We start from the raw sequence: 21,565 nt of genomic DNA, 5'->3' as shown, positions 1-21,565 counted from the left end.
ATCAACAGATGGAGCCGAATGAGCGACTTGACCAGAAGAAGTGAAAACAGGGAACCGCGCGTGAGCGCGTACGGCGCCGGGCGCGGGGCGGAGGGCGCGGAATGAGTCATCCGCATCCCGAACTCGGGCCGCCTCCGCCGCTGCCGGAAAACGGCCTGCGCATCGTCGCGCTGGGCGGTCTCGGTGAGATCGGCCGCAACATGGCGGTCTTCGAGTACGACGGCCGTCTGCTCGTGGTGGACTGCGGCGTGCTGTTCCCCGAGCCCGACCAGCCGGGCGTCGATCTCATCCTGCCCGACTTCGACTACATACGGGGGCGGCTCGACGACATCGAGGCGCTCGTGCTCACGCACGCGCACGAGGACCACATCGGCGCGGTGCCGTACCTGCTGCGGGAGCGGCGCGACATCCCGGTCGTCGGCTCGCGGCTGACGCTCGGGCTCATCGAGAGCAAGCTCAGCGAGCACCGGATGCAGCCGGTCAAGGTCGAGGTGATCGAGGGCGAGCGGCGCTCGTTCGGGCCGTTCGAGTGCGAGTTCGTCTCGGTCAACCACTCGATCCCCGACGCGCTGGCCGTGGCGGTCCGCACCCCTGCGGGCCTCGTCCTGCACACCGGCGACTTCAAGATGGACCAGCTTCCGCTGGACGGGCGGCTGACCGACCTCGGGGCGTTCGCCCGGCTCGGGGGCGAGGGCGTCGACCTGCTGATGTCCGACTCCACCAACTCGGAGGTGCCGGGCTTCGTCACCAGCGAGCGGGAGATCGCGCCGGTCATCGACGAGGTCTTCCGCAGCGCGTCCAAGCGGATCATCGTGGCGAGCTTCGCCTCGCACATCCACCGCGTCCAGCAGATCATGGACGCGGCCGAGAAGCACGGCCGCAAGGTCGCGCTCATCGGCAGGTCGATGGTTCGCAACATGGGCGTGGCACGCGAACTCGGCTACCTGAAGGTGCCGGGGGGCCTGCTCGTGGACTCCCGGGAGATCGAGGAGTGGCCGCCGGAGGACGTGGTGCTGATCTGCACCGGCTCCCAGGGCGAGCCGATGGCCGCGCTGTCGCGCATGGCCAACCGCGACCACCCGATCAGGATCGCCGAGGGCGACACCGTCCTGCTCGCCTCGTCGCTCGTGCCGGGCAACGAGACGGCGGTCAGCAAGGTCATCAACGGCCTCAACCGCTGGGGCGCGCGCGTGGTCCACAAGGGCAACGCGCGGGTGCACGTCTCCGGCCACGCCGCCGCGGGCGAGCTGCTGTACGTGCTCAACCTCACCAAGCCGTCCAACTTCATGCCGGTGCACGGGGAGTGGCGGCACCTGCGGGCGCACGCCCGGCTGGCCGAGCTGACCGGCGTCCCCCAGGAGAACATCGTCATCGCCGAGGACGGCGTGGTCGTGGACCTCGTCGACGGCCAGGCGAGGATCACCGGCGCGGTCCCGTGCGGGTACGTCTTCGTCGACGGCACCTCGGTGGGCGACATCACCGACGTGGCGCTCAAGGACCGGCGCATCCTGGGCGACGAGGGGTTCATCTCCATCGTCGTCGTCGTGGACTCCACCACCGGGAAGCTCACCGGCGGGCCGGAGATCACCGCCCGCGGCTCGGGCATCGACCCCGACGCGTTCGACGCGGTCATCCCGCAGATCGAGGCCGCGCTGCAGGAGGTCGCCGCGTCCGGCGTGGCCGACGAGATGCAGATCCGCCGGACCATCCGGCGTACGGTGGGCCGCTGGGTGAGCGACACCTACCGCCGCCGCCCGATGATCATCCCGGTGGTCGTCGAGGTCTAGCCGGTAATCCCGTTGTACTCGGAGACGGGCGTGGCGTAGCGTCCCGCCCGTGTCCGAGGTGAGGATCGTCTACCGCAAGTACGGCGGATCGCTGCACTGGCACCACCACGCGAGGGTGCTGGGCGAGGACGAGCACGGGGTCTGGGTCGGCTGTCCCTCCGGGATGATCGCCCAGCGGGGGCACGAGCCCTCGACGGTCTTCGAGTTCGCGTCCGTCATCCTGTTTCCCCGCGACGCGTGGTGGACGGCGGCGTTCAACGCGCCGCCGCACAAGGCGGAGATCTACTGCGACGTCACGACGGTCCCCGTGCGCGGCGACGCCCGGATCACGATGGTCGACCTCGACCTCGACGTGCTCCGGATGCGCGACGGACGGCTGATCCTGGACGACGAGGACGAGTTCGCCGAGCACCAGGTGCGGTACGCGTACCCGGAGGAGATCATCCGGCAGGCGGAGCGGTCGGCCGCCTGGCTGATGAAGGCCGTGGGCAGCCGTACCGGTCCCTTCGACGGCGCCCACGACCGCTGGCTGTCCCAAGTCACATGACCGGGGGTCACTTGACCGGGACCGGCTCGTCCGCGGTCTCGGGGATCACCTTGGGCACTCCCCGCAGCGCGAACGGCACGGCGACCGCGAGCACGAGCAGGATGGCCGCGCCGGTCAGCACGGTGACGTGGATGCCCTCGACGAACGCCTGGCGGGCGGCCCGGGCGACGGCCCCCGCGGCGTCGCCCGGGAGCGCGGTGGCGGCCTTCAGCGCGCCCGCGAGCGTGTCGCGGGCCTCGGCCGCCGCGCCGCCGGGCAGGCCGGGCGGAAGCACCAGGCCGTTGCGGTAGGCGCTGGTCAGCACGGTGCCGAGCACGGCGATGCCGAGCGCGCCGCCCATCTCGTGTGCGGTCTCCGAGATCGCGCTCGCCGCGCCGGCCCGCTCCTTGGGCACCGAGGCGAGCAGCGTGTCGCCGGTCACCGCGAACGTGAAGCCCATGCCGACGCCCTGGATGAGCATGGCGACGAGCATGTAGAGGTAGGGCGTCTCGGTATCGATCCGGCTGAACAGGATGAAACCGATCGCGGTCAGCACCAGCCCGAGGCTGACGACCGGTCCGCGCCCCATCCGGTGCACCAGCACTCCTGACAACGCGCCGCCGAGACCCCCGGCGAGGCCGCCCGGCATGCCGGCGAGCCCGGAGGTCAGCGGCGACCAGCCCATGACGAGCTGGAAGTACTGCGCGAAGACCACCGACATGGCGAGCATCGCGAAGACCGCGACCAGTTCGGCGCCGACCGTGGCCGCGAACGCGCGCCGCCGGAACAGCGCGATGTCGATCAGCGGCTCGGGCAGCCGGGTCTGCCTGCGGACGAACACGACCAGCGCGGCGACCGCGATCACCGCCGCGACGATCACGGGGGCCTGCGCGACGCCGCCGGTCGTGGCCTCCTTCATCGCGTAGATCAGGCCGAGCACGCCCACGGCGGACAGCGGGACGCTGACGAGGTCGAGCCGTCCGGGACGGGGGTTGCGCGACTCGGGCAGCACGACGAACCCGGCGGCCAGGACGGCCACGACGACGGGCACGTTGATCAGGAAGACCGAGCCCCACCAGAAGTGGCCGAGCAGCAGGCCGCCGACGATCGGCCCGAGGGCGAAGCCGATCGCACCCACGCTGCTCCAGATGCCGACGGCGGTGGTCCGCTCCTTCGGGTCGGGGAACACGTTGCGGATCAGCGACAGCGTCGAGGGCATGATCGTCGCGCCGGCCACGCCGAGCAGGGCGCGGGCGGCGATCAGCAGCGGCGCGTTCGGCGCGTACGCCGTCAGCACCGAGGTCGCGCCGAAGGCGGCCAAGCCGACGAGCAGCAGCCGCCTGCGCCCGATCCGGTCGCCGAGGTTGCCCATGGTGACGAGCAACGCGGCCAGCGCGAAGCCGTAGATGTCGGCGATCCACAGCAGTTGGGTGGCCGAGGGCGCGAGGTCCTCGCCGAGCTTCGGCAGCGCGAGGTGCAGCACGGTGAGGTCGAGAGACAGCAGGAGCATGGCCAGGCAGGCGATGACCAGCGTGCCCCACTTGCGGGAGGTGTCGTTCATGGCCGTCAGCGTGCCTGCGGACGCTGACGGCTCACCCACCGAGCGCTGACAGGTGCCCTTCGACGATGGTCAGCGCCGCCGCATCCGTGTCCGCGGTGATCGCCATCCGCTCGCGCGCGTACGCCCTGCCCTGGCCGTACGCCCGGTTGAACGTCTCGCGGCCAAGGGCGGCTCGCGAGCGCGCCTCGACCCGGGCGACGTCCGGGTCGCCCGCGGCCGGAGCCCCGCGCAGGGCGGCGCCCACGCCCAGCAGCCACGCGGACCGCCCGGGATCCCCCTCCAGCAGCGCGACGCCGGCGACTCCCTCCGCGACCGCGGCGGTCATCCCGAAGCTGCGGCGAGTGCCGGGCACGGTGGTGAGGGCGCGGCGGTGCCACGCCAGCGCCTCGGCGGCCGACTCGGAATTCTGCGCGGCCCAGCCGAGCGCGAGGTAGATGCGCGCGCGCGTCTCCTCGATGTTGAACCACGCGGTCGTGCACTCCGCGAGGGCCGCCTCGTACCGGCGCCGGGCCCCGGCCACATCACCGTCCAGCCTGGCGAGCTCGCCGAGCCCGAGGAGCGCCGCGGCGAGCACCTCCGGGGCGCCCGTGCGGCGGGACAGCGCGGCGGCGCGGTCGTAGTCGTCTTTCGCGGCGTCCACGCGTCCGGAGCGCATCCGTGCCCAGGCGCGCCGGCAGAGGGTCTCCGCGACGTCCGACGTCGCGCCGAGCCGCTCGGCCAGCTCAAGCGCCTCGTTCACCAGCGCCTCGACCCGTTCGTGGTCTCCCCGCCGGTCGGCGACGTCGGCCACCGCGGACAGGATGATCACCAGGACCCACAGGTCGCCGATGGAACGGGCCTCTCGGAGCGCTTCGGCGAGCTCCTGTTCCGCCTCCGCGAGCCGGCCGTCGAACATTTTCAGGTACGAGAGGCTGAAGCGGCTGAGCGTCCGCGTCCACGGGTCGCGGTTGAGCGCGTCGAACAGGCCGCCCATGTCGTGGAACTCCTCCCGTGGGGGCGGGCCGTTGATCAAGGCGTGCAGGACGAGGAGGAACGGCTGCCGGGGCGGCATGGGCAGGGTGTAGGTCCGCCGGGCGGCCTCGGCCACGCGGGCGTCCAGGCCGGGGCCGCTCATTCCGCCCCAGCCCACGAGGCAGGCGCACACGATGTACTCCTCCTCCAGCCCCTCGGGCGGCGCGGAGCCGATCCTGCCGAGCAGTGCGGCGGCCGACCGGGCCGCCTCCCCACGCAGGCCGCGCAGGATCCAGTAGCCGCTCATGGCCGACAGCATCCGCAACGCCGGCGCCACATCACCCGCGCGTACGGCGTGGCGCAGCGCGGCCTGAAGGTCGTCGCGCTCGCCGTCCAGCCGGCGCAGCCACTCGATCTGGTCCGGCCCGCGCAGGTGCGGGTCGGCCGTGGTGACCAGGTCCAGGACGTACGCGAGGTGGGCCTTGCGCATGGGCTCGCTCTCGCCGGCCTCGGCCAGCCGTTCGGCGCAGAACGCCCGGATCGTCTCCAGCATCCGGTAGCGGTCGTCCACCACCTCGACGAGTGACTTGTCCACCAGGGAGGCGAGCACGCCGTCGGTGTCGGGCAGGCCGCACACCCGCTCGGCCGCCTCCAGCGTCGCGCCGCCCGCGAAGACCGTCAGGCGCCGCGCGAGCGCGCGTTCCGGTTCGTCGAGCAGGTCCCAGCTCCACTCGACGACCGCGCGCAGCGTCCGGTGGCGCGGCTGCGCCGTACGGCTGCCGCGCGACAGCAGCGCGAAGCGGGGGGCGTCGCCCTCCGGTCCCATGTCAGCTGTACCGTCATCGGTTCCGAGACGGGCGGCGATCCGGGCCAGTGGCAGCGAGCGCAGCCGCGCCGCCGCCAGCTCGACGGCGAGCGGCAGCCCGTCCAACGCCCGGCAGATCCGCAGCACGTGCTCGACGTCGCCGGGCGCGAGGACGAAGCCGGGCGTCACCGCGGCCGCCCGCTCGACGAACAGCCCTACGGCCGGATAGGCGAGCGCGTCTGCGACCGCGAGCTCGTCGCCGGGCGGGGGGACCCGCAGCGGGGGAACCGGGCACAGGCGCTCGCCGGTGATGCCGAGCGCCTCCCTGCCGGTGGCCAGCACGCGCAGGGCGGGACACGCCGCGAGCAGCCGGTCGGCGAGCAGGGCCGCCTCCTCCACGACGTGCTCGCAGTTGTCGAGCACGAGCAGCACCGGCCGCAGGGTCAGGGCCGCCACCAGACGGGCGACGGGATCGGCGGTGGTCTGCCGGGTCCCGGGAGTGGGGATGGTCACGGCGGTCTCGCGCAGCCCGAGCGCGCCGAGCACGGCCTGCGGCACGTCGGCGCCGTCGGTGAGCGGGGCCAGTTCCACGAGGCAGACCTCGCCGGGCCACCGGGTGGCCGCCTCGAGCGCCAGCCGGGTCTTCCCGGTGCCGCCCGGACCGGTCAGCGTCACCAGCCGCGCCTCGGCGAGCAGCGCCTCGATGCGCTCCAGCTCGGCGGCGCGGCCCACGAGAGAGGTGAGCGGCACCGGCCGCCCGCCGGGCGCGGCGGAGGCGGGGGTGAGGGCCGGATCGGAGCGCAGCACCGCGAGGTGGATCGCGGACAGCTCGGCCGACGGGTCGGCGCCCAGTTCTTCGGCGAGGACCCGCCGGGCGTCGTCGTAGGCGGCCAGGGCCTCCGCCGGGCGGCCCGCGGCGTACAGCGCGCGCATGAGCTGCCCACGCGAGCGCTCCCGCAGCGGGTGCGCGGCGATCCGTTCCTGCAGCTCAGGGAGCAGGTCGCGGTGCCGTCCCAGGGCCAGGCCCGCCTCGGCGAGGTCCTCGGCCGCCGACAGGCGCAGCTCCTCCAGCCGGGCCGCCTGGGCGGGTGCGAACGGCGCGTCGGGCACGTCCGCGAGCGCCGGGCCGCGCCACAGCGCGAGGGCCTGACCGAGCAGGCCGGCGGCCCGGGCGGGGTCGCCCGCGTCGAGCGCCCGCCGCCCCTCGGCCGCCAGCCGTTCGAAGCGCGACGCGTCCACGTCGTCCGGGTCCACCGCCAGCCGGTAGCCCGCCGGTTCCCGCACGACCAGGTCGCCGAGGTGCCTGCGTAGCCGCGACACCTGGGCCTGAAGCGCGTTGTCCGCCCCGGAGGGAGGCTCGGCGCCGTACAGGCCGTCGATCAGGCGGTCGGTGGTGACCACCCGCCCCGCGTTGAGGAGCAGCAGGCCGAGCAGCGCCCGCAGCCCCGGCCCGCCGACCGGCACCGGGCGGTCGCCGTCGGGCCGAGCCTCCGTCGGGCCGAGGATGCCGAACCGCATGCCCATGATTGTCCCGCATCGTCCGGCACTGTGCGGCACTGTGCGGCACTGTGCGGCACTGTGCGGCGCGGTGCGGACCGGTGCGGGTCAGCGGCGGACCGCCTCCGCGATCGCCTTGAGCCGGGCGGCGGAGGCGAGGCCGCCGTGATACCAGTGGATCTCGGCGGCGCCGGCCGCCGTGTAGGCCTCGGCCAGGAACGACAGCGCCGCGCCGTCCGCCGGGCGCGGGGGCAGGGCCAGCACGTACGCGCCCACGCGGGGGCCGAGCCGGCCCAGGGCGCGCAGCCCGGCCTCGTCCACCTCGGGGGCGTTCCAGCAGTTGCCGACGAGCAGGTCGACGTCCACCCCCTCGGGCACGGTCGCGAACGGGCCGGTCGCCCACGGGTCGGCGTTGGCGTGCAGGGCGATCTTCAGGTCCGGCCGCACCGCCCTGGCCTCGGCCAGCAGCAGGTCGCGCAGTTCGCCCGCGAGCCCCGTGCGCAGGTCGCGCATCGCGCCGGCCAGGTCGCCGAGCGCGTCCTCGACCGAGCCCGGCGCGCCGTCGACGCCCGTCCGCACCCGCGCGCGTACCTCGGCGACGTCCAGCCCGGCCGCCTCGTAGCGGCGTACGCAGGCCGCGCAGAAGCACAGCGACAGCAGCGCGACCTGCACGGGCGACCAGTCCGCGCCGTCGGTCTTCTCGTGGTGGCCGCCGTGGCGGAAGCCGAGCGCGCCGCACGCCTCCAGGATCAGCGCGTCGGGGTCGCCCACCTCGACGACCTCGTGGACCAGCGTGCGGCAGTAGTCGCGCACGTCGGCCGCCGCCGGGCACAGTGCATAGGGGTAGATCTCGCCGAAGGCGTTGGTGACGACCAGGTCGGGGTTGGCCGAGCCGAGCAGCGTGTTGTGGGTCAGCACGGTCCACGCCCGCACCGGCAGCCCGGCGGCGCGCAGGGCGTCTCTGGCCTCCCCGAACGGGTCGGCCGAGTCCATCCACGACGGCGTGCCGGGCACCAGCCTGTTGCCCTTCCACGCCTCCTCGCGTACGGGGACGTAGCAGGCCGCGTGCCGCGCCTCGACCAGCCGGTGGGCCGGATGGGCGGGGGTCGCGGCGCGAGTGGTGTGGTAGGACGCGGCGAGCGCCACCGCGTCGACGCCGAGCGCCTTGAGGCGCGCGGCGGCGCCGGGGTCGCCGGCGATGTCCCAGGGGTAGGCGTAGATGACGTTCACCAGCGTGGCCTCCGTGCGGAGAAGGACGGGTCGACGGACCTCATGTACGTCGTGTCGTCGCGGGAGCGGACCCCGCACTTCTCATACTGCTCGTTCATGATTGCGAGGGCGTCGCGGTCGAGTTCCACCCCGAGCCCCGGGCCGTCCGGCACCGGCACCGCGCCGTCCACGAACCGCAGCGCGCCTTTACCGCCAGAAGATGGGGCGACCACGTCCTGGCCGTCCTGCCAGGGGGTGTGGGTGTCGCAGGCGTGGGTGACCGCCGGGGTGGCGGCGGCCAGATGGGTCATCGCGGCGAGGCTGATGCCGAGGTGGGAGTTGGAGTGCATGGACAGCTCGATGCCGAAGGTCTCGCACAGCGTGGCGATGTGCGCCGAGCGCACCAGACCGCCCCAGTAGTGGTGGTCGGTGAGCAGCACGCCGATGGCTCCCTGGCGTACGGCCGACGGGATGTGCTCGGGGGTGACGACGCACATGTTCGTGGCGAGCGGCATCGGCACCTCGGCGGCGACCCGCGCCATGCCCTCGATGCCCTCGGTCGGGTCCTCCAGGTATTCCAGCACGCCGTCGAGCTCGTGGCCCACGCGGATCGAGGTCTCCACGCTCCACACGGCGTTGGGGTCGAGGCGCAGCGGATGCTCGGGGAACGCCTCACGCAGCGCGCGGATCGCCTCGACCTCCTGCTCGGGCGGGAACACGCCGCCCTTGAGCTTGATCGAGCGGAAGCCGTACCGGCCGATCAGCAGGCGGGCCTGCTCGACCACCCCCTCGGGGTCGAGTGCGGCGCCGAAGCCGTCCTCCGGCGCACCCGGATGACCCGCCCACTTGTAGAACAGGTAGGCGCTGTACGGCACGGCGTCGCGCACCCTGCCGCCGAGCAGGTCCACGACGGGCCGGCCCACCGCCTTGCCGCGGATGTCCAGGCAGGCGACCTCGAAGGGGGAGAAGATCCGGTCGACGGTCTTGGCCCGTGAGGAGGTGCCGGTCAGGCCGTGCAGGTCGGTGACGACGTCGGCCCCGACGAGGCCGGCCACGGTGGCGTACATCGCGTTGTGGCCGTAGACGTCGTGGCCGATCAGCGCCTCGGCGGCGGCCCGCACCCGCACGAGGTGGTCGAGGTCGCCGTAGGTCTCCCCGAGGCCGGTCAGCCCCTCGTCGGTGACGACCTCGACGACCGTGCGCAGCGCCCAGGGCTCGTGGACGCCTGCGGCGTTGAGCAGCGGCGGGTCGCGGAAGGCGACCGGCGTGACGTTGATCTCGCGAATCCTCATCCGGCTCCTCATCCGACGATGTCCAGTCCGGTCGCGATCAGCTTTTCCAGCCGGGCGACGTGCTCGGGAGCCGCGTCGACCAGCGGCGGCCGCACCGGGCCCACGTCGAGGCCGCGCAGGGCGACGCCCGCCTTGACGAGCGAGACGGCGTAGCCGGGCACCAGGTCGCGCAGCTCGACCAGGGGGCGGTAGAAACCGGCGAGCAGGCGCCGCGTGAGGTCGTCGTCCCCGGCGGTCACGGCCTTGTGGAAGGCCAGCGCCACCTCCGGGAGGAAGCAGAACACGGCGGAGGAGTACAGGCTCACGCCGATCCCCCGATAGGCGGGCACGGTCATCTCGGCCGTCGGCAGCCCGTTGAAGAAGGTGAAGTCGCGGTCGGTCGCCTCCCGTACGGCGAGGATGATCCGCTGCATCGCGTCGATGTCACCGAGGCCGTCCTTGAACCCGACGACGTTGGGGATCCCGGTCAGCGCCGCCGCGGCGGCGGCCGTGAAGCGGGCGTTGGCCCGCTGGTAGACGATGATCGGCAGGTCGGTGGCCGCCGCGACCTCGCGGACGTAGCGCACCAGCCCGTCGGCGGGCGCGCTGACCAGGTAGGGCGGCAGCAGCAGCAGACCGTCCGCGCCCGCGTCGGCGGCCCTGCGCGCGCACTCGCGGGCGAACGGGAGCGAGCCTCCGGCGCCGGACAGGACGGGAACCCGCCCACCCGCCGACTCGACGGCGATCCGCACCACCCGCGCGTACTCGTCGATGCCCAGCGCGTTGAACTCGCCCGTGCCGCAGGCGGCGAACACCCCGCCCGCGCCCTCGGTCACCCCTCGGCTCACGTGCTTGGCCAGCACGTCCTCGGCCAGCTCACCGTCCGGGCCGAACGGTGTGACCGGAAAGAAGAGAACGCCGTCGAGCTGCATCCGCCCACTCCCTTGGGTGTCCATATATATGGACAAAGTTCTTCAATATGTCCACGAAGCTAGCCGGGTGATCCGACGAAAGTCAACCTGGTCAGCCTTGACCGCGCCGCTGGTCAGCCCGCGCATGAACCGCCGCAGGAAGGCCGGGAACGCGAGCGGTGGTGCGTAGCTGACGAGTGGATGACGCTGACCGGGTAGACGACGCTGCATGCGCCCGCCTCCGGTTCACGTACGCGACCTGTTCACGTTCCTGAACCGGCTCCGCAATTGTGTTCAGTTGCTAGCAAGACCGTAGAAATTGACAACACTTGCGTCAAGAAGAGACCGTGGGTCATGTATGTGAATTTTGCCCGTGCTTGTGAACAGTTGGGAGATGCTGCGAGACTGGCGGCGTTCGGCATTGACACGGTCCGCACGTCGCGCGGACGATCACGGAGCGCCGCGCTCTGTTGCAGGGCCGATCCGACAGGAGGCACATGCGAATTCTCATGACCGGCGCGGCGGGCGGCGTCGGCACCCTGCTGCGACCCCGGCTGGCCAGGGAGGGGCGCGTGCTGCGCCTGCTCGACGTCGTCCCGCTGGAGGCGGGGCCGGGCGAGGAGGCGGTGACCGCCGACATCACCGACCCCGAGGCGATGGACGCGGCGATGGACGGCGTGGACGCGGTGCTGCACCTGGGCGGCCACAGCCTCGAACAGCCGTGGGCGGACATCCTGCAGGTCAACATCCACGGCACCTACGTGGTGCTGGAGGCCGCGAGGCGGGCCGGAGTGCGCCACGTCGTGCTGGCCAGCAGCAACCACGCGGTCGGGTTCTTCCCGCGCAGCGCGGGCGAGGCCCCCGACTACCTGTTCCCGCGCCCCGACACCTTCTATGGCGTGAGCAAGGTGACCAAGGAGGCGCTCGGCTCGCTCTACCACGACCGTTACGGCATGCAGGTGACGTGCCTGCGCATCGGCTCGTGTTTCGAGCAGCCCAGGGACGTGCGCATGCTGTCGACCTGGCTGTCCCCGGACGACTGCGCCCGGCTGGCCGAGGCGTCGCTGGCGGCCGACGGCTTCCACGTGGTGTGGGGCGTGTCGGCCAACACGCGCCGCTGGTGGTCGCTGGAGGAGGGCCGGGCCATCGGCTACGAGCCCAAGGACGACTCGGAGGCCTACGCCGAGAAGCTCATCGCCGAGCACGGCGAGCCCGATCTCGGCGAGCTGCCGCATTCGCTGGTCGGCGGGGCGTTCTGCGGCCCCCGCTACGATGTCGAGAACCTTACGACGGGGGGATGAGGTGACCGGGCAGGTGAACGATGCCGTCCAGGCGGCGGTCGAGCGGGCCGCCGCGGCGGGCGAGGCATGGCGGGCGACGCCCCCGGCCGAGCGTGCCACCGTGCTCGAAGGCGTCTCCGACGCCCTGCTCAAGCACGCCGAGGAGCTGTGGCCGGCCGCCGCGGAGGAGACCCGGCTGCCGGAGGCGCGGCTGCGCGGCGAGATCGCCCGTACGGCCGCGCAGTTCCGGCTGTTCGCCGACGTCCTGCGGGACGGCGGCTGGGTCGAGGCGGTGATCGACCACCCCGACCCCGGCGCCACTCCGCCGTGTCCCGACGTGCGCCGGATGAACCACCCGCTCGGCGTCGTGGCCGTCTTCGCGGCCAGCAACTTCCCCTTCGCGTTCTCGGTCGCGGGCGGCGACACGGTGTCGGCGCTCGCGGCCGGCTGCCCGGTCGTGGTCAAGGCCCACGAGGGGCATCCCCGCACCTCCGACCTGACCGCCTCCGTCGTACGGCAGGCCCTGCCGGACCCCGACCTGCTCGGGCTCGTGCACGGGTTCGAGGCGGGGGCCCCGCTGGTGAAGCACCCGCTCGTCACGGCGGTCGGCTTCACCGGCTCGCTCGCGGGCGGGAAGGCCATCCAGAAGCTGATCGACGAGCGGCCCGACCCCATCCCGTTCTACGGCGAGCTGGGCAGCGTCAATCCGGTCGTCGTGCTGCCCTCGGCCGACCCCGCCGAGGTGGCCTCCGGGTTCGCGGCCTCGCTGACGCTGGGCGTGGGACAGTTCTGCACCAACCCCGGCCTGGTGTTCGTCCCGGCGGAGAGAGGGTTCGAGCAGGCCGTCGCCGAGGCGGTCGCCGCCACCAGCGGCGGGCCCATGCTGACCGACAAGATCCGCGAGGGCTACCTGCGGGCGTCCGGCCGGCTGGCCGAGCGGCTCACCGTGCTGGCCGGTGGGAGCGCGGTGGACGGCATCACCCCGCAGGTCTTCGCCGCCGGCCTGGAGGCGTTCGCGGACGGGCTGCCCGAGCTGGGGGAGGAGTGCTTCGGCCCGTCGGCGATCGTCGTCCGCTATCGCGACCCCGCCGACCTGCCCGCCGTGCTGCGCCGGCTGCCCGGGTCGCTGACCGCGACCGTCCACGCGGCCGGCCCGGAGGAGGCCCGCGACCTCGTGCCGGTGCTGAACCGGCTGGCCGGGCGGCTCATCTGGAACGGCTGGCCCACCGGTGTCGCCGTCTGCTGGGCGATGCACCACGGCGGCCCCTGGCCCGCCTCCACGGCCCCGGCGCACACCTCCGTCGGCGCGGCCTCGATCAGGCGCTGGACGACCCCCGTGGCGTACCAGGACTGGCCGGCGGACCTGCTGCCGCCGGAGTTGCGCGACGACAACCCCCTCGGCGTGCCGCAACGTGTGGACGGCCGCCTGCGCGCCTGACGCCCCGCCGCGCACGTTTCCGCGCCGCTCTCCCCTCGGGGGGAGCGGCGCCTCCGTGCTCGGACCCGGACGAGGAGGACGAAAACCGCGTCTCGATAGCCTGGACTTCCGGATGCGGGAATCGGGGGTCTCGCGGTGGTCGACGTGGTGGGCCGGTATTTCAACGCGTACAACGCCCATGATCTGGACACGGTCATGGGGTGTTACTGCGCCCAGCCGGTCGCGGTGGGGCCCGGCGGACCCGCGAGGGGCCGCTCGGATGTCGCGTCGTACCACACGCTGCTCTGGCAGGCGTTCCCCGACGCGCGCGTCACGGTATGGCAGAAGATCGTCAAGGACGAGGCCGTGGCCGCCGTCGGCATGGGAATCGGCACGCACGCCGGCCCGTTCCCGCTCACCACGGGCGAGGTCGTCGAGGCCACCGGGCGTCGGGTAAGCGTGCGCTGCTGCTGGATATTCGAGATCGAGGGCTGCCTGATCACCTGCAGCGAGGTGTTCTACGACCAGCTCGAGCTGTGCGTGCAGCTCGGACTCCGCCTGCCCGCCTGAGGCGTGCCGCACGGAACGCGCGGCCCCTCTGGGGTCCAGAGGGGCCGCGCGCCGCCGGCGTCAGTGGATCTCGCCGGCCCCGGCGTGCCGGGAGACCTCCCTGCGCACGGTCTCGGCGGGGTCGATCCCCGTGTGCAGGGTCGGCGTCCAGCCCGCGTCGGCGCCGAGGTCGGGGTCGTTCTTCGCGTTGTAGGCGGCGATCAGGTCGATGGGCTGCTCCTTGCCGCCGACTCGCAGCAGGTTGCCCTTGGCCGTCAGCGCCGTGCCGCCCCAGTTGTAGAGCAGGTCGGCCGGGTCCACGCTCCGGCTCAGCCGGAAGTAGTTGTTCTCGGCGTAGATCTGTGACTCCACGCCCACGCCCAGCGCGTACTCGAAGGGCTCGGCGTCGGGCACCTGATAGTAGTTGTTGTAGACGTGCACCTTGCCGAACCGCACGCGGGGCAGCCGCTGGAGGTTGCCGGAGAACTCGTTGTGGTGCACGGTGACGCTGAGCTTGCCCCGGTCGTTGGCGGGGTTGTTGGTCGAGCCGATCAGCATCGTCTTGTCGTGGTCGGAGAACTTGTTCCACGACACGGTCACGAAGTCGGACGCGCTGGTGATGTCCGCCTGCCCGTCGTGCACCTGGTAGGGCCGGCCGAAGTAGACCGGCTGGTTCGAGTCGGGGTTGTCCCCGTCGGTGAACGAGTTGTGGTCGATCCAGACGTGGGTCGAGTTGGTGACCGAGATGTTGTCGTAGAGGGAGTTCCAGTTGCCCTCGGCGCCGTCGGTGGGGTCCCACTGGGGGAAGCAGTCGGCCGCGTCCTCGAACCGGATGTTGCGGATGATGACGTTGTCCGCCTTGTCCACGTGCAGGTTGATGTGCCGGATGGTCGCTCCCGGCAGGCCCACGATCGTGGTGCCGGACGGCACCTTGAGCTTGATGTACTTCGTCTGCGCCGCGGCGGAGGCCGCCCGCGCGTCCTCCATCGGCCCGGAAGGCTCGGTGTCGCGGCCCCACACCGCCGGGTCGTACGCCGCGAGGTAACCGGCCAGCGTGTAGCCGCCCGTGGCGAAGTCCGCGCAGGTCTTGTCGACGTCGATGACGCCCTTGACGTAGATGATGCGGGGGCCGGGGGAGGCGAGCGCCGCGGCCAGGCCCGCGCGGTCGGTGACGACGTGGACGTTCGACGCGGGGGCCGCCGCGCCGCCGGTGGTGCCGGTGCCGGCCGAGGCCCAGCCGTCGCCCGCGGGCAGCGTCTGCCGCCCGAGATCGGCCGGCGTCCCGGCCGGCGGGGTGGCCGCCCCGGCGGGGCCCGCTCCCAGCACGGGGACGGCGGCCGTGATCGCGAGGGCGGCCGACAGGAGTAAGGATCTTCCGGGCATGACTGTCTCCGTTCCGCGGTCGCTCCCCCGAGACGAGTCCGTACGTGTCGCCGGCGCTCAGGCCGGGTTGGGCGACCGCTCCAGTTCTTCGAGAAGGGCGAGACCGCGGTCGATCAGCGCGGCGAGCCTGTCGAGGTGCTCGGGGCTGGGATCGGACAGCGGCCGGCGGACGGGTCCCACGTCCAGACCACGCAGGCGCACACCCGCCTTGATGAGCGAGACGGCGTATCCCGGGCCCTCGCCGCGGAGGTCGACCAGGGGACGGTAGAAGCCCTCGATCAGACGGTTCGCGACGTCGTCGCGGCCGTCCCGCAGCGCCCGGTAGCAGGCGAGCGCGAGGTCGGGGAGGAAGCAGAAGACGGCGGAGGAGTAGCGGACCACCCCGAGGTCCCGGTAACCGAGCTGGGACAGCTCCGCTGTCGGCAGGCCGTTGAAATAGAGCATTCCGGGCGGGGCGGCCTCGATGATCCGGCGCATGAGGCCGAGGTCGCCGTAGCCGTCCTTGAGCCCGATGACGCCCGGGTGCTCCGCGAGCGCCGCGACCGTCTCCGGCTCGAAGACGGCGTTGTCCCGCTGGTAGAGGATGATCGGCAGCCGGGTGCCGTCCGCGATCGCCTCGTAGTGGCGGCGCAGGCCGTCCTGACCCGCCTGCACGAGGTACGGCGGCAGCGCGAGCAGGGCCGAGGCCCCGCCGTCCTCTGCCGCCCTGGCGAACTCCAGGGCCATCGCGGTGCCGTAGCCGGTCCCGGCGACCACCGGGACGCGGCCGGCCGCCTCCTCGACCGCCGCGGCCACGCAGGCGGTGTAGTCGCGCAGGCTGAGCGAGGGGAACTCACCGGTGCCGCAGCAGGCGAAGACCGCGCCGCACCCCGCCTCGACGCCCTGCCGCACGTGCCGGCGGAACACCTCGAGGTCGAGCCGCTCCTCCTCGTCGCAGGGCGTGACCGGGAAGAACAGCAGGCCGTCGAATGTCACCGGCTTCCTCCGTCATCCTTCTGAGCTGTCATTCATCTGACATCCATCTGAACCTGATTCATATTTATGAACACCGGGACCGTACGGCGCGCGGCGGCGCGCGGTCAAGACGTGCGCCTCAAGAGGGTGAATGTTTCGAATAGGACACGGGTTCTTGACAGGACCGAGCCCCGAACATCACCGTTGATCCGTCCACGTTTGTGAACTACGTTCAGGAATATGTCTTGAACATGGTTCGGGAAAAAGTCACAGAGGAGATGCGCCGGTGACGACGATGCGCCGCAGGGCCGTGCCGTACCTGCTGATCTCGCCGACGGTCGCGCTCATCGCCGCGTTTCTCGTCTACCCGATCGCCAGCGTCGCGTACTACAGCCTGCAGCACCGCAACCTCACCCGGCCATGGGCGGACGGCTTCGCCGGTCTCGACAACTTCCGGCAGATGCTGTTCGAGGACGAGGTCTTCTGGCACAGCCTGGGCTTCACCGCCAAATGGGTGGTCGTCGAGATCGGCCTTCAGCTGATCCTCGGGCTGGCCCTGGCCCTGATCGTCAATGAAAGTTTCATCGGCAGGGGGCTCGCCCGGTCGCTCGTCTTCTCCCCCTGGGCCGTCTCCGGGGTGCTGACGACGGGCATCTGGATCCTGCTCTACACGCCGAGCACCGGAGTGCTGCGCTTTCTCGGGCAGCCCGAGGCGGCGGTCCTCGGCAACCCCGACACGGTCTTCCCGGCCGTGGTCGTGACCGAGCTGTGGCGCGGCGTGCCGTTCTTCGCGATCCTCCTGCTCGCCGGCCTGCAGGGCATCCCGGGCGAGCTCTACGAGGCGGCGGCGGTGGACGGCGCCGGGCGGATCAGGCGCTTCCTCCACGTCACGCTGCCGCACCTGCGGGACGCGATCGTGCTGGCCACGCTGCTGCGCGGGGTCTGGGAGTTCAACAACGTCGACCTGCTCTACACGCTCACCGGCGGCGGCCCGGCGCAGGTCACGACCACGCTGCCGCTGTACGTCGCGCAGCGGGCCGTCGACTCCAAGGACTTCGGGTACGGCTCGGCGCTGACGATGGCGGGCTTCGTGATCCTGCTGTTCTGCTCCATCCTCTACCTCCGGCTCAGCCGGTTCGGCGAGGAACGATGAAGAGGCGAGGGGTTTCGCAATGAGCGCCGACGTGATGACCCGCCCGCGCACCCGAGCGGTGCCCGCGGGGACCCGCCGACGGAAGAGGCGCGATCCCGGCCGCGTGCTGCGGCTCTACGTCCCCCTCGGGATGTACCTGGTCTTCACCCTCGTGCCGTTCTACTGGATGCTCGTGTTCGCCCTGCGGCCGGCCGGATCGACCGACCCGGTGCCCTGGCCGATCACGTTCGAGCACTTCGAGACCGTCTGGAACGACATCGGCTACGCGGTGTTCTTCAGGAACAGTGTGATCGTCGGGGTCTGGTCGCTGCTGTTCACCACGGTCATCGCGGTCATGGGCGGGTACGCGTTGTCGCGCTACCGGTTCCGCGGCCGGGGCCTGTTCATGGTCGTGCTGCTGTGCACCCAGTTCATTCCGGGCGCGATGATGCTGATCCCGCTGTTTTCGATCTTCAAGACGCTCGGCCTGATCAACAACCTGGCCAGCCTCGTCGTCGCCGACACCGTCTTCAACCTGCCCCTGTCGATCATTCTGATGAGCGGGTTCATCTCGGCCGTGCCGTTCACGGTCGAGGAGGCCGCGATGGTCGACGGCTGCACCCGGTTCCGCGGCTTCCTCGCCATCGTGCTGCCGCAGCTGCGGCCCGGTCTGATCGCCGTGGGGTCGTTCGCCTTCATCCACACGTGGAACAACTTCCTGTTCGCGCTGATGTTCGTCAGCAAGCAGGACAGCTTCACGATCCCCGTCGGGCTCAGCTACACGATCGGGGAGTACAGCGCCGACTTCGGGGCTCTCGCGGCCGGGGGCGTCGTCGCCGCCCTGCCGGTGGTCTGCGTGTTCGCAGTGGTCCAGCGCTATCTCGTGCACGGCATCAGCGCCGGCGCGGTCAAGGGATAGCAACCCCCCAACCATTGAAGAGACCAGCCTGTCGTAAGCAGGAGGAACCATGAAGATCAAAGTGGCCTGGGCGGCGCTCGCCGTTCTCGCCGTCACCGCTACCGGATGTGGGTCGGACTCGGGTTCCGGCGAGGGCTCCGGCAAGACGACCATCACGTTCTGGGACAACAACGGGGGCGCCCGCACCCCGATCTACCAGGAGCTGATCAAGCGGTTCGAGGCGGCCAACCCCTCGATCCACGTCGAGTACGTCGGCGTCCCCATCGCCTCCGTCCAGCAGAAGTACGACACCGCCATCGCGGGCGGGGACACCCCCGACGTCGGCGGCGTCACCACGTCGTACCTGGCCAACCTGACCGGCCAGCAGGCGCTGGAGCCGGCGGACGAGTGGCTGGCCAAGAGCTCGGTGAACGGCAAGCTGGCCACGCCGATGCTCGACTCGGTCCGCAAGACCGTGCCCGACGGCAAGCTCTACCTGGTGCCCAACACCTCCAACATGGACGTGGTGTGGTACCTGAAGGACAAGCTCCAGCAGGCGCCGACCACCTGGGACGAGTTCTTCAAGGACGCCGACGACCTGACCAAGAAGCCCGACGAGTACGGCTACACCATCCGCGGCGGCGCGGGCTCGATCTTCCAGATCCTGGCCGAGATGTACTCCTACTCCGGCGTGAGCCAGTTCTTCGACGGGTCCGGCAAGAGCACGGTCAACGACCCGAAGAACGTCGAGTTCCTCACCAAGATGGCCGGGCTGTACAAGAAGGACACCCCCGAGGCCGACGTCACCAACGACTTCCCGAAGATGGTCGCCGCGTTCGGCACCGGGAAGATCGCGATGATGCACCACAACCTTGGCTCCTACAACGACCACGTCAAGGCGCACGGCAAGGACAAGATCGGCGCCTTCGCGCTGCCGACCGGTCCCGGCGGCAAGCGGACCGTCGTCGCCAACCCCGTGGACGGCTTCGCGGTGTTCAAGAGCAGCGAGCACAAGGACGCCGCCTGGAAGTTCGTGGAGTTCCTGGTCTCCCACGACAGCAACAGCTACTGGAACCAGCAGACGGGCCAGATCCCGGCCAACACCGAGGCGCAGGGCGACTCCTGGCTGCAGGGCCTGGAGCACCTGAAGACCGCCGTCGACACGCTGAACGACCCGAACACCCAGGTCGTTTCGCCGCCCTACTACCTGCCCCAGTTCTCCTCCATCACCAAGGCCGACACCGAGCCCCTCTTCCAGAAGGTGCTGCTCGGCCAGATGAAGCCCCAGGAGTTCCTCGACACCCTGGCGCAGAAGCTGACCGACGCGCAGGCCGAGTGGAAGAAGGCGACCGGCGGCTGACAACCGCCGCCGCGTCCCGGGACCGGGCCGGTGCGTCCCTGACCGCGCACCGGCCCTCCGGCCCCTCCAGCACCGAAAGAGAAGGGAAGAGTCCATGGCGGCCGTCGAACGCGTCATCGTCACGGTCTTCACCACGGTCACCAGGTCCGTGGTCGACGGGCACGGCCACCGGCATCCCGGCCCGCCGCGGGAGGTGCGGGAGGCGCTGCTGGCCGTCACCGACAGCGACGGCGCGACCGGATACTGCCTGGCGGCGCCGGACACCGTCAGGGAGGCGGTGATCACGAGCCACATCGGGCCGGCGCTGATCGGTCAGGACAGCCTCGACCGGGAGCGGCTGTGGCACCGCGTCGCCCGCCGGCAGCGGGGCGCCCAGGGCAACCTGTCCGACCGGGCGCTCAGCGCGGCCGACCAGGCCCTGTGGGACCTCGCCGGGCGCAAGCTCGGCCTGCCGGTCTGGAAGCTCCTCGGCGGAGCCCGCTCCGAGGTGCCCGCCTACGCGAGCACGATGTGCGGCGACGACATCCCCGGCGGCCTGGCCACCCCCGAGGACTACGCCGCCTTCGCCAAGGAACTCGTCTCCCGCGGCTATCGCGGGATCAAGCTGCACACCTGGATGCCGCCCATGCCGTACGGCGTGGACCGCGACATCGAGGCGTGCGCCGCGGTCCGGGAGGCGGTCGGCCCGGACGTCGCGCTCATGCTCGACAGCAACCACTGGTACTCCCGCTCCGAGGCCCTGGCCCTCGGCAGGGCCCTCGACGAGCTGAACTTCGCGTGGTACGAGGAGCCCATGGAGGAGGCCTCGGTGCAGTCGTACCGATGGCTCGCCGACCAGCTCAGGACGCCGATCCTCGGGCCGGAGACCTCCTGGGGCAAGCACATGGCGCGGGCGGAGTGGGTGGCCGCGGGGGCCTGTGACATCCTCAGGGTCGGCGTGGTCGGCTCCGGCGGGATCATCCCGGCGATCAAGGCGGTCCACCTGGCCGAGTCGTTCGGCATGGACTGCGAGATCCACGGCAACGGCTCCGGCGCCCTCGCGGTGATCGGTGCCACGCTGTGCGGACAGTGGTACGAGCGGGGGCTGCTGCACCCGCACTCGGACTACGACACGCCCGCCCCGCACCTGCGGTCGATCGTCGACCCGCTCGCCGACGGAAAGGTGCGGATGCCGGACACTCCCGGACTGGGGGATGATCTGGATATGGACTACATCGCCTCCCGGACGGTCACCTCCTGGGGAACCGGCTCACAATAGGAGGCGGACAGGCGGGTCAGGGAGGTTACACATGGCGGAACCCGTGCCGCACGTGAAGTCGGCACTCCGGACGGTCGAGCTGCTCGACTTCTTCGCGCAGTATCCCGGACTGCACAGCCTCACCGACCTACAGGGCAAGCTGGGCTACCCCAAGAGCAGCCTGCACGCCCTGCTGCGCACGCTGGTCGACCTCGGCTGGATCGAGACCGACGTCACCGGCACGCTCTACCGGATTGGCATGCGGGCTCTGCTGGTCGGGGCGACGTACATCGACGGCGACCCGGTGGTCCAGCTCGCGCACGACGCACTGGACTGGCTGGCCGAGGTGACGGGCGAGACGGTGCACCTCGCCCGTCTCGACCACTTCGACATCGTCTACCTCGCCACGCGCGCCTCGCGGCACTACCTGCGGCCGTTCTCACGGGTGGGCCGCCGCCTGCCGGCGAGCACCACGTCGCTCGGCAAGGCGATCCTGGCGAGCAGGGACGACGGCGAGGTGCGCGCGATGCTGCCCGCCGAGCTGCCCTCGCTGACGGCCCACACGATCGTGGACGCCGAGGAGCTGCTGGTCGACCTGCACCGGGTGCGCAAGCAGGGCTACGCGGTGGACCGTGAGGAGAACACCGAGGGACTGCGCTGCTTCGGCGTCGCGCTGCACATCAGCGACCCGCCGCGCGACGCCATCAGCTGCTCGGTGCCGATCCCGCGCCTCACGCCCGAGCGGGAGAAGGAGATCGCCTCCTGCCTCCTGGAAGCGCGCGAGCGCATCGAGCGCTCCGCCATGCGGCAGCGCCGCGCCTACTGACCGGCTCCGCC

17 protein-coding genes are annotated in these 21,565 nt (G+C 71.6%); 10 read left to right on the top strand and 7 right to left on the bottom strand.

The annotated features are described in order from the left end of the window. The first annotated feature begins 101 nt into the window (after positions 1–101). The gene (locus HHX35_RS04125; RefSeq protein ID WP_182897616.1) at positions 102–1,787 is read left to right on the top strand and encodes a ribonuclease J; all 1,686 of its coding nucleotides are present in this window, start codon (positions 102–104) and stop codon (positions 1,785–1,787) included. A gap of 49 nt (positions 1,788–1,836) precedes the next feature. Further along, positions 1,837–2,334, top strand: a complete 498-nt coding sequence (locus HHX35_RS04120) for a DUF402 domain-containing protein (RefSeq protein WP_182897615.1) — start codon at positions 1,837–1,839, stop codon at positions 2,332–2,334. A gap of 7 nt (positions 2,335–2,341) precedes the next feature. On the opposite strand, the gene HHX35_RS04115 is transcribed toward HHX35_RS04120, so the two are convergent. From HHX35_RS04115 to HHX35_RS04095, 5 genes are all read right to left on the bottom strand, one after another. Further along, entirely contained in the window at positions 2,342–3,874 is a 1,533-nt protein-coding gene (locus HHX35_RS04115) for a DHA2 family efflux MFS transporter permease subunit (RefSeq protein ID WP_182897614.1), read from the bottom strand. 31 nt (positions 3,875–3,905) lie between these two features. Further along, positions 3,906–7,148, bottom strand: coding sequence for a BTAD domain-containing putative transcriptional regulator (locus HHX35_RS04110; RefSeq protein ID WP_182897613.1), 3,243 nt, complete (start codon positions 7,146–7,148; stop codon positions 3,906–3,908). An 87-nt stretch (positions 7,149–7,235) separates the two neighbouring features. Further along, positions 7,236–8,357, bottom strand: a complete 1,122-nt coding sequence (locus HHX35_RS04105; protein WP_182897612.1) for a hypothetical protein — start codon at positions 8,355–8,357, stop codon at positions 7,236–7,238. Beyond that, positions 8,354–9,628 carry a glucarate dehydratase family protein gene (locus tag HHX35_RS04100; protein ID WP_182897611.1) on the bottom strand — a complete coding sequence of 425 codons (1,275 nt, stop codon included), beginning with the start codon at positions 9,626–9,628 and terminating at the stop codon, positions 8,354–8,356. Before HHX35_RS04100 ends, HHX35_RS04105 begins: the two co-directional genes overlap by 4 nt. Before the next feature lie 8 nt (positions 9,629–9,636). After that, entirely contained in the window at positions 9,637–10,539 is a 903-nt protein-coding gene (locus HHX35_RS04095) for a 5-dehydro-4-deoxyglucarate dehydratase (RefSeq protein WP_182897610.1), read from the bottom strand. Between the two features lie 476 nt (positions 10,540–11,015). Here HHX35_RS04095 and HHX35_RS04090 point away from each other — a divergent pair, with 476 nt between their 5' ends. From HHX35_RS04090 to HHX35_RS04080, 3 genes are all read left to right on the top strand, one after another. Beyond that, positions 11,016–11,819, top strand: coding sequence for an NAD(P)-dependent oxidoreductase (locus HHX35_RS04090; protein WP_182897609.1), 804 nt, complete (start codon positions 11,016–11,018; stop codon positions 11,817–11,819). A 13-nt stretch (positions 11,820–11,832) separates the two neighbouring features. Next, the gene (locus tag HHX35_RS04085; RefSeq protein WP_310738886.1) at positions 11,833–13,236 is read left to right on the top strand and encodes an aldehyde dehydrogenase (NADP(+)); all 1,404 of its coding nucleotides are present in this window, start codon (positions 11,833–11,835) and stop codon (positions 13,234–13,236) included. Positions 13,237–13,371: 135 nt separating this feature from the next. After that, on the top strand, positions 13,372–13,785 hold the full coding sequence (locus tag HHX35_RS04080) for an ester cyclase (protein WP_182897607.1): 414 nt from the start codon (positions 13,372–13,374) through the stop codon (positions 13,783–13,785). Between the two features lie 60 nt (positions 13,786–13,845). Here the strand turns inward: HHX35_RS04080 and HHX35_RS04075 are convergent, their stop codons facing one another. Together HHX35_RS04075 and HHX35_RS04070 are read right to left on the bottom strand one after the other, a co-directional pair. Further along, the gene (locus tag HHX35_RS04075) at positions 13,846–15,147 is read right to left on the bottom strand and encodes a polysaccharide lyase family 1 protein (RefSeq protein WP_182897606.1); all 1,302 of its coding nucleotides are present in this window, start codon (positions 15,145–15,147) and stop codon (positions 13,846–13,848) included. 57 nt (positions 15,148–15,204) lie between these two features. Continuing rightward, complete coding sequence (locus HHX35_RS04070; protein WP_182897605.1) at positions 15,205–16,122, bottom strand: 5-dehydro-4-deoxyglucarate dehydratase; 918 nt, start codon at positions 16,120–16,122, stop codon at positions 15,205–15,207. A 274-nt stretch (positions 16,123–16,396) separates the two neighbouring features. Between HHX35_RS04070 and HHX35_RS04065 the strand changes: the two genes are divergently transcribed. The 5 genes from HHX35_RS04065 to HHX35_RS04045 all read left to right on the top strand — a co-directional run bounded on the left by HHX35_RS04065 (position 16,397) and on the right by HHX35_RS04045 (position 21,554). Beyond that, positions 16,397–17,254 (top strand): carbohydrate ABC transporter permease, encoded by an 858-nt coding sequence (locus tag HHX35_RS04065; protein ID WP_139576214.1) that lies wholly within the window; start codon positions 16,397–16,399, stop codon positions 17,252–17,254. A gap of 19 nt (positions 17,255–17,273) precedes the next feature. Continuing rightward, positions 17,274–18,152 (top strand): carbohydrate ABC transporter permease, encoded by an 879-nt coding sequence (locus HHX35_RS04060; RefSeq protein ID WP_139576108.1) that lies wholly within the window; start codon positions 17,274–17,276, stop codon positions 18,150–18,152. 49 nt (positions 18,153–18,201) lie between these two features. Then, positions 18,202–19,491, top strand: coding sequence for a sugar ABC transporter substrate-binding protein (locus HHX35_RS04055; protein ID WP_182897604.1), 1,290 nt, complete (start codon positions 18,202–18,204; stop codon positions 19,489–19,491). A gap of 94 nt (positions 19,492–19,585) precedes the next feature. After that, positions 19,586–20,749, top strand: a complete 1,164-nt coding sequence (locus HHX35_RS04050; protein ID WP_182897603.1) for an enolase C-terminal domain-like protein — start codon at positions 19,586–19,588, stop codon at positions 20,747–20,749. 31 nt (positions 20,750–20,780) lie between these two features. Continuing rightward, positions 20,781–21,554 (top strand): IclR family transcriptional regulator, encoded by a 774-nt coding sequence (locus HHX35_RS04045; protein WP_139576111.1) that lies wholly within the window; start codon positions 20,781–20,783, stop codon positions 21,552–21,554. The last annotated feature ends 11 nt before the right edge of the window (positions 21,555–21,565 follow it).

This window comes from Microbispora sp. H10830, assembly GCF_014161375.1.
GTDB classification, from domain to species: Bacteria; Actinomycetota; Actinomycetes; order Streptosporangiales; family Streptosporangiaceae; genus Microbispora; species Microbispora catharanthi.
This window is presented reverse-complemented; position numbering and strand designations above follow the sequence as displayed.

Excerpts from the sequence above, each read along its gene's own strand:
- HHX35_RS04125 (WP_182897616.1), top strand. The coding sequence starts at position 102 with ATGAGTCATCCGCATCCCGAACTCGGGCCGCCTCCGCCGCTGCCGGAA.
- HHX35_RS04115 (WP_182897614.1), bottom strand. The coding sequence starts at position 3,874 with ATGAACGACACCTCCCGCAAGTGGGGCACGCTGGTCATCGCCTGCCTG.
- HHX35_RS04110 (WP_182897613.1), bottom strand. The coding sequence starts at position 7,148 with ATGCGGTTCGGCATCCTCGGCCCGACGGAGGCTCGGCCCGACGGCGAC.
- HHX35_RS04100 (WP_182897611.1), bottom strand. The coding sequence starts at position 9,628 with ATGAGGATTCGCGAGATCAACGTCACGCCGGTCGCCTTCCGCGACCCG.
- HHX35_RS04095 (WP_182897610.1), bottom strand. The coding sequence starts at position 10,539 with ATGCAGCTCGACGGCGTTCTCTTCTTTCCGGTCACACCGTTCGGCCCG.
- HHX35_RS04090 (WP_182897609.1), top strand. The coding sequence starts at position 11,016 with ATGCGAATTCTCATGACCGGCGCGGCGGGCGGCGTCGGCACCCTGCTG.
- HHX35_RS04075 (WP_182897606.1), bottom strand. The coding sequence starts at position 15,147 with ATGCCCGGAAGATCCTTACTCCTGTCGGCCGCCCTCGCGATCACGGCC.
- HHX35_RS04065 (WP_139576214.1), top strand. The coding sequence starts at position 16,397 with ATGCGCCGCAGGGCCGTGCCGTACCTGCTGATCTCGCCGACGGTCGCG.
- HHX35_RS04060 (WP_139576108.1), top strand. The coding sequence starts at position 17,274 with ATGAGCGCCGACGTGATGACCCGCCCGCGCACCCGAGCGGTGCCCGCG.
- HHX35_RS04055 (WP_182897604.1), top strand. The coding sequence starts at position 18,202 with ATGAAGATCAAAGTGGCCTGGGCGGCGCTCGCCGTTCTCGCCGTCACC.
- HHX35_RS04050 (WP_182897603.1), top strand. The coding sequence starts at position 19,586 with ATGGCGGCCGTCGAACGCGTCATCGTCACGGTCTTCACCACGGTCACC.
- HHX35_RS04045 (WP_139576111.1), top strand. The coding sequence starts at position 20,781 with ATGGCGGAACCCGTGCCGCACGTGAAGTCGGCACTCCGGACGGTCGAG.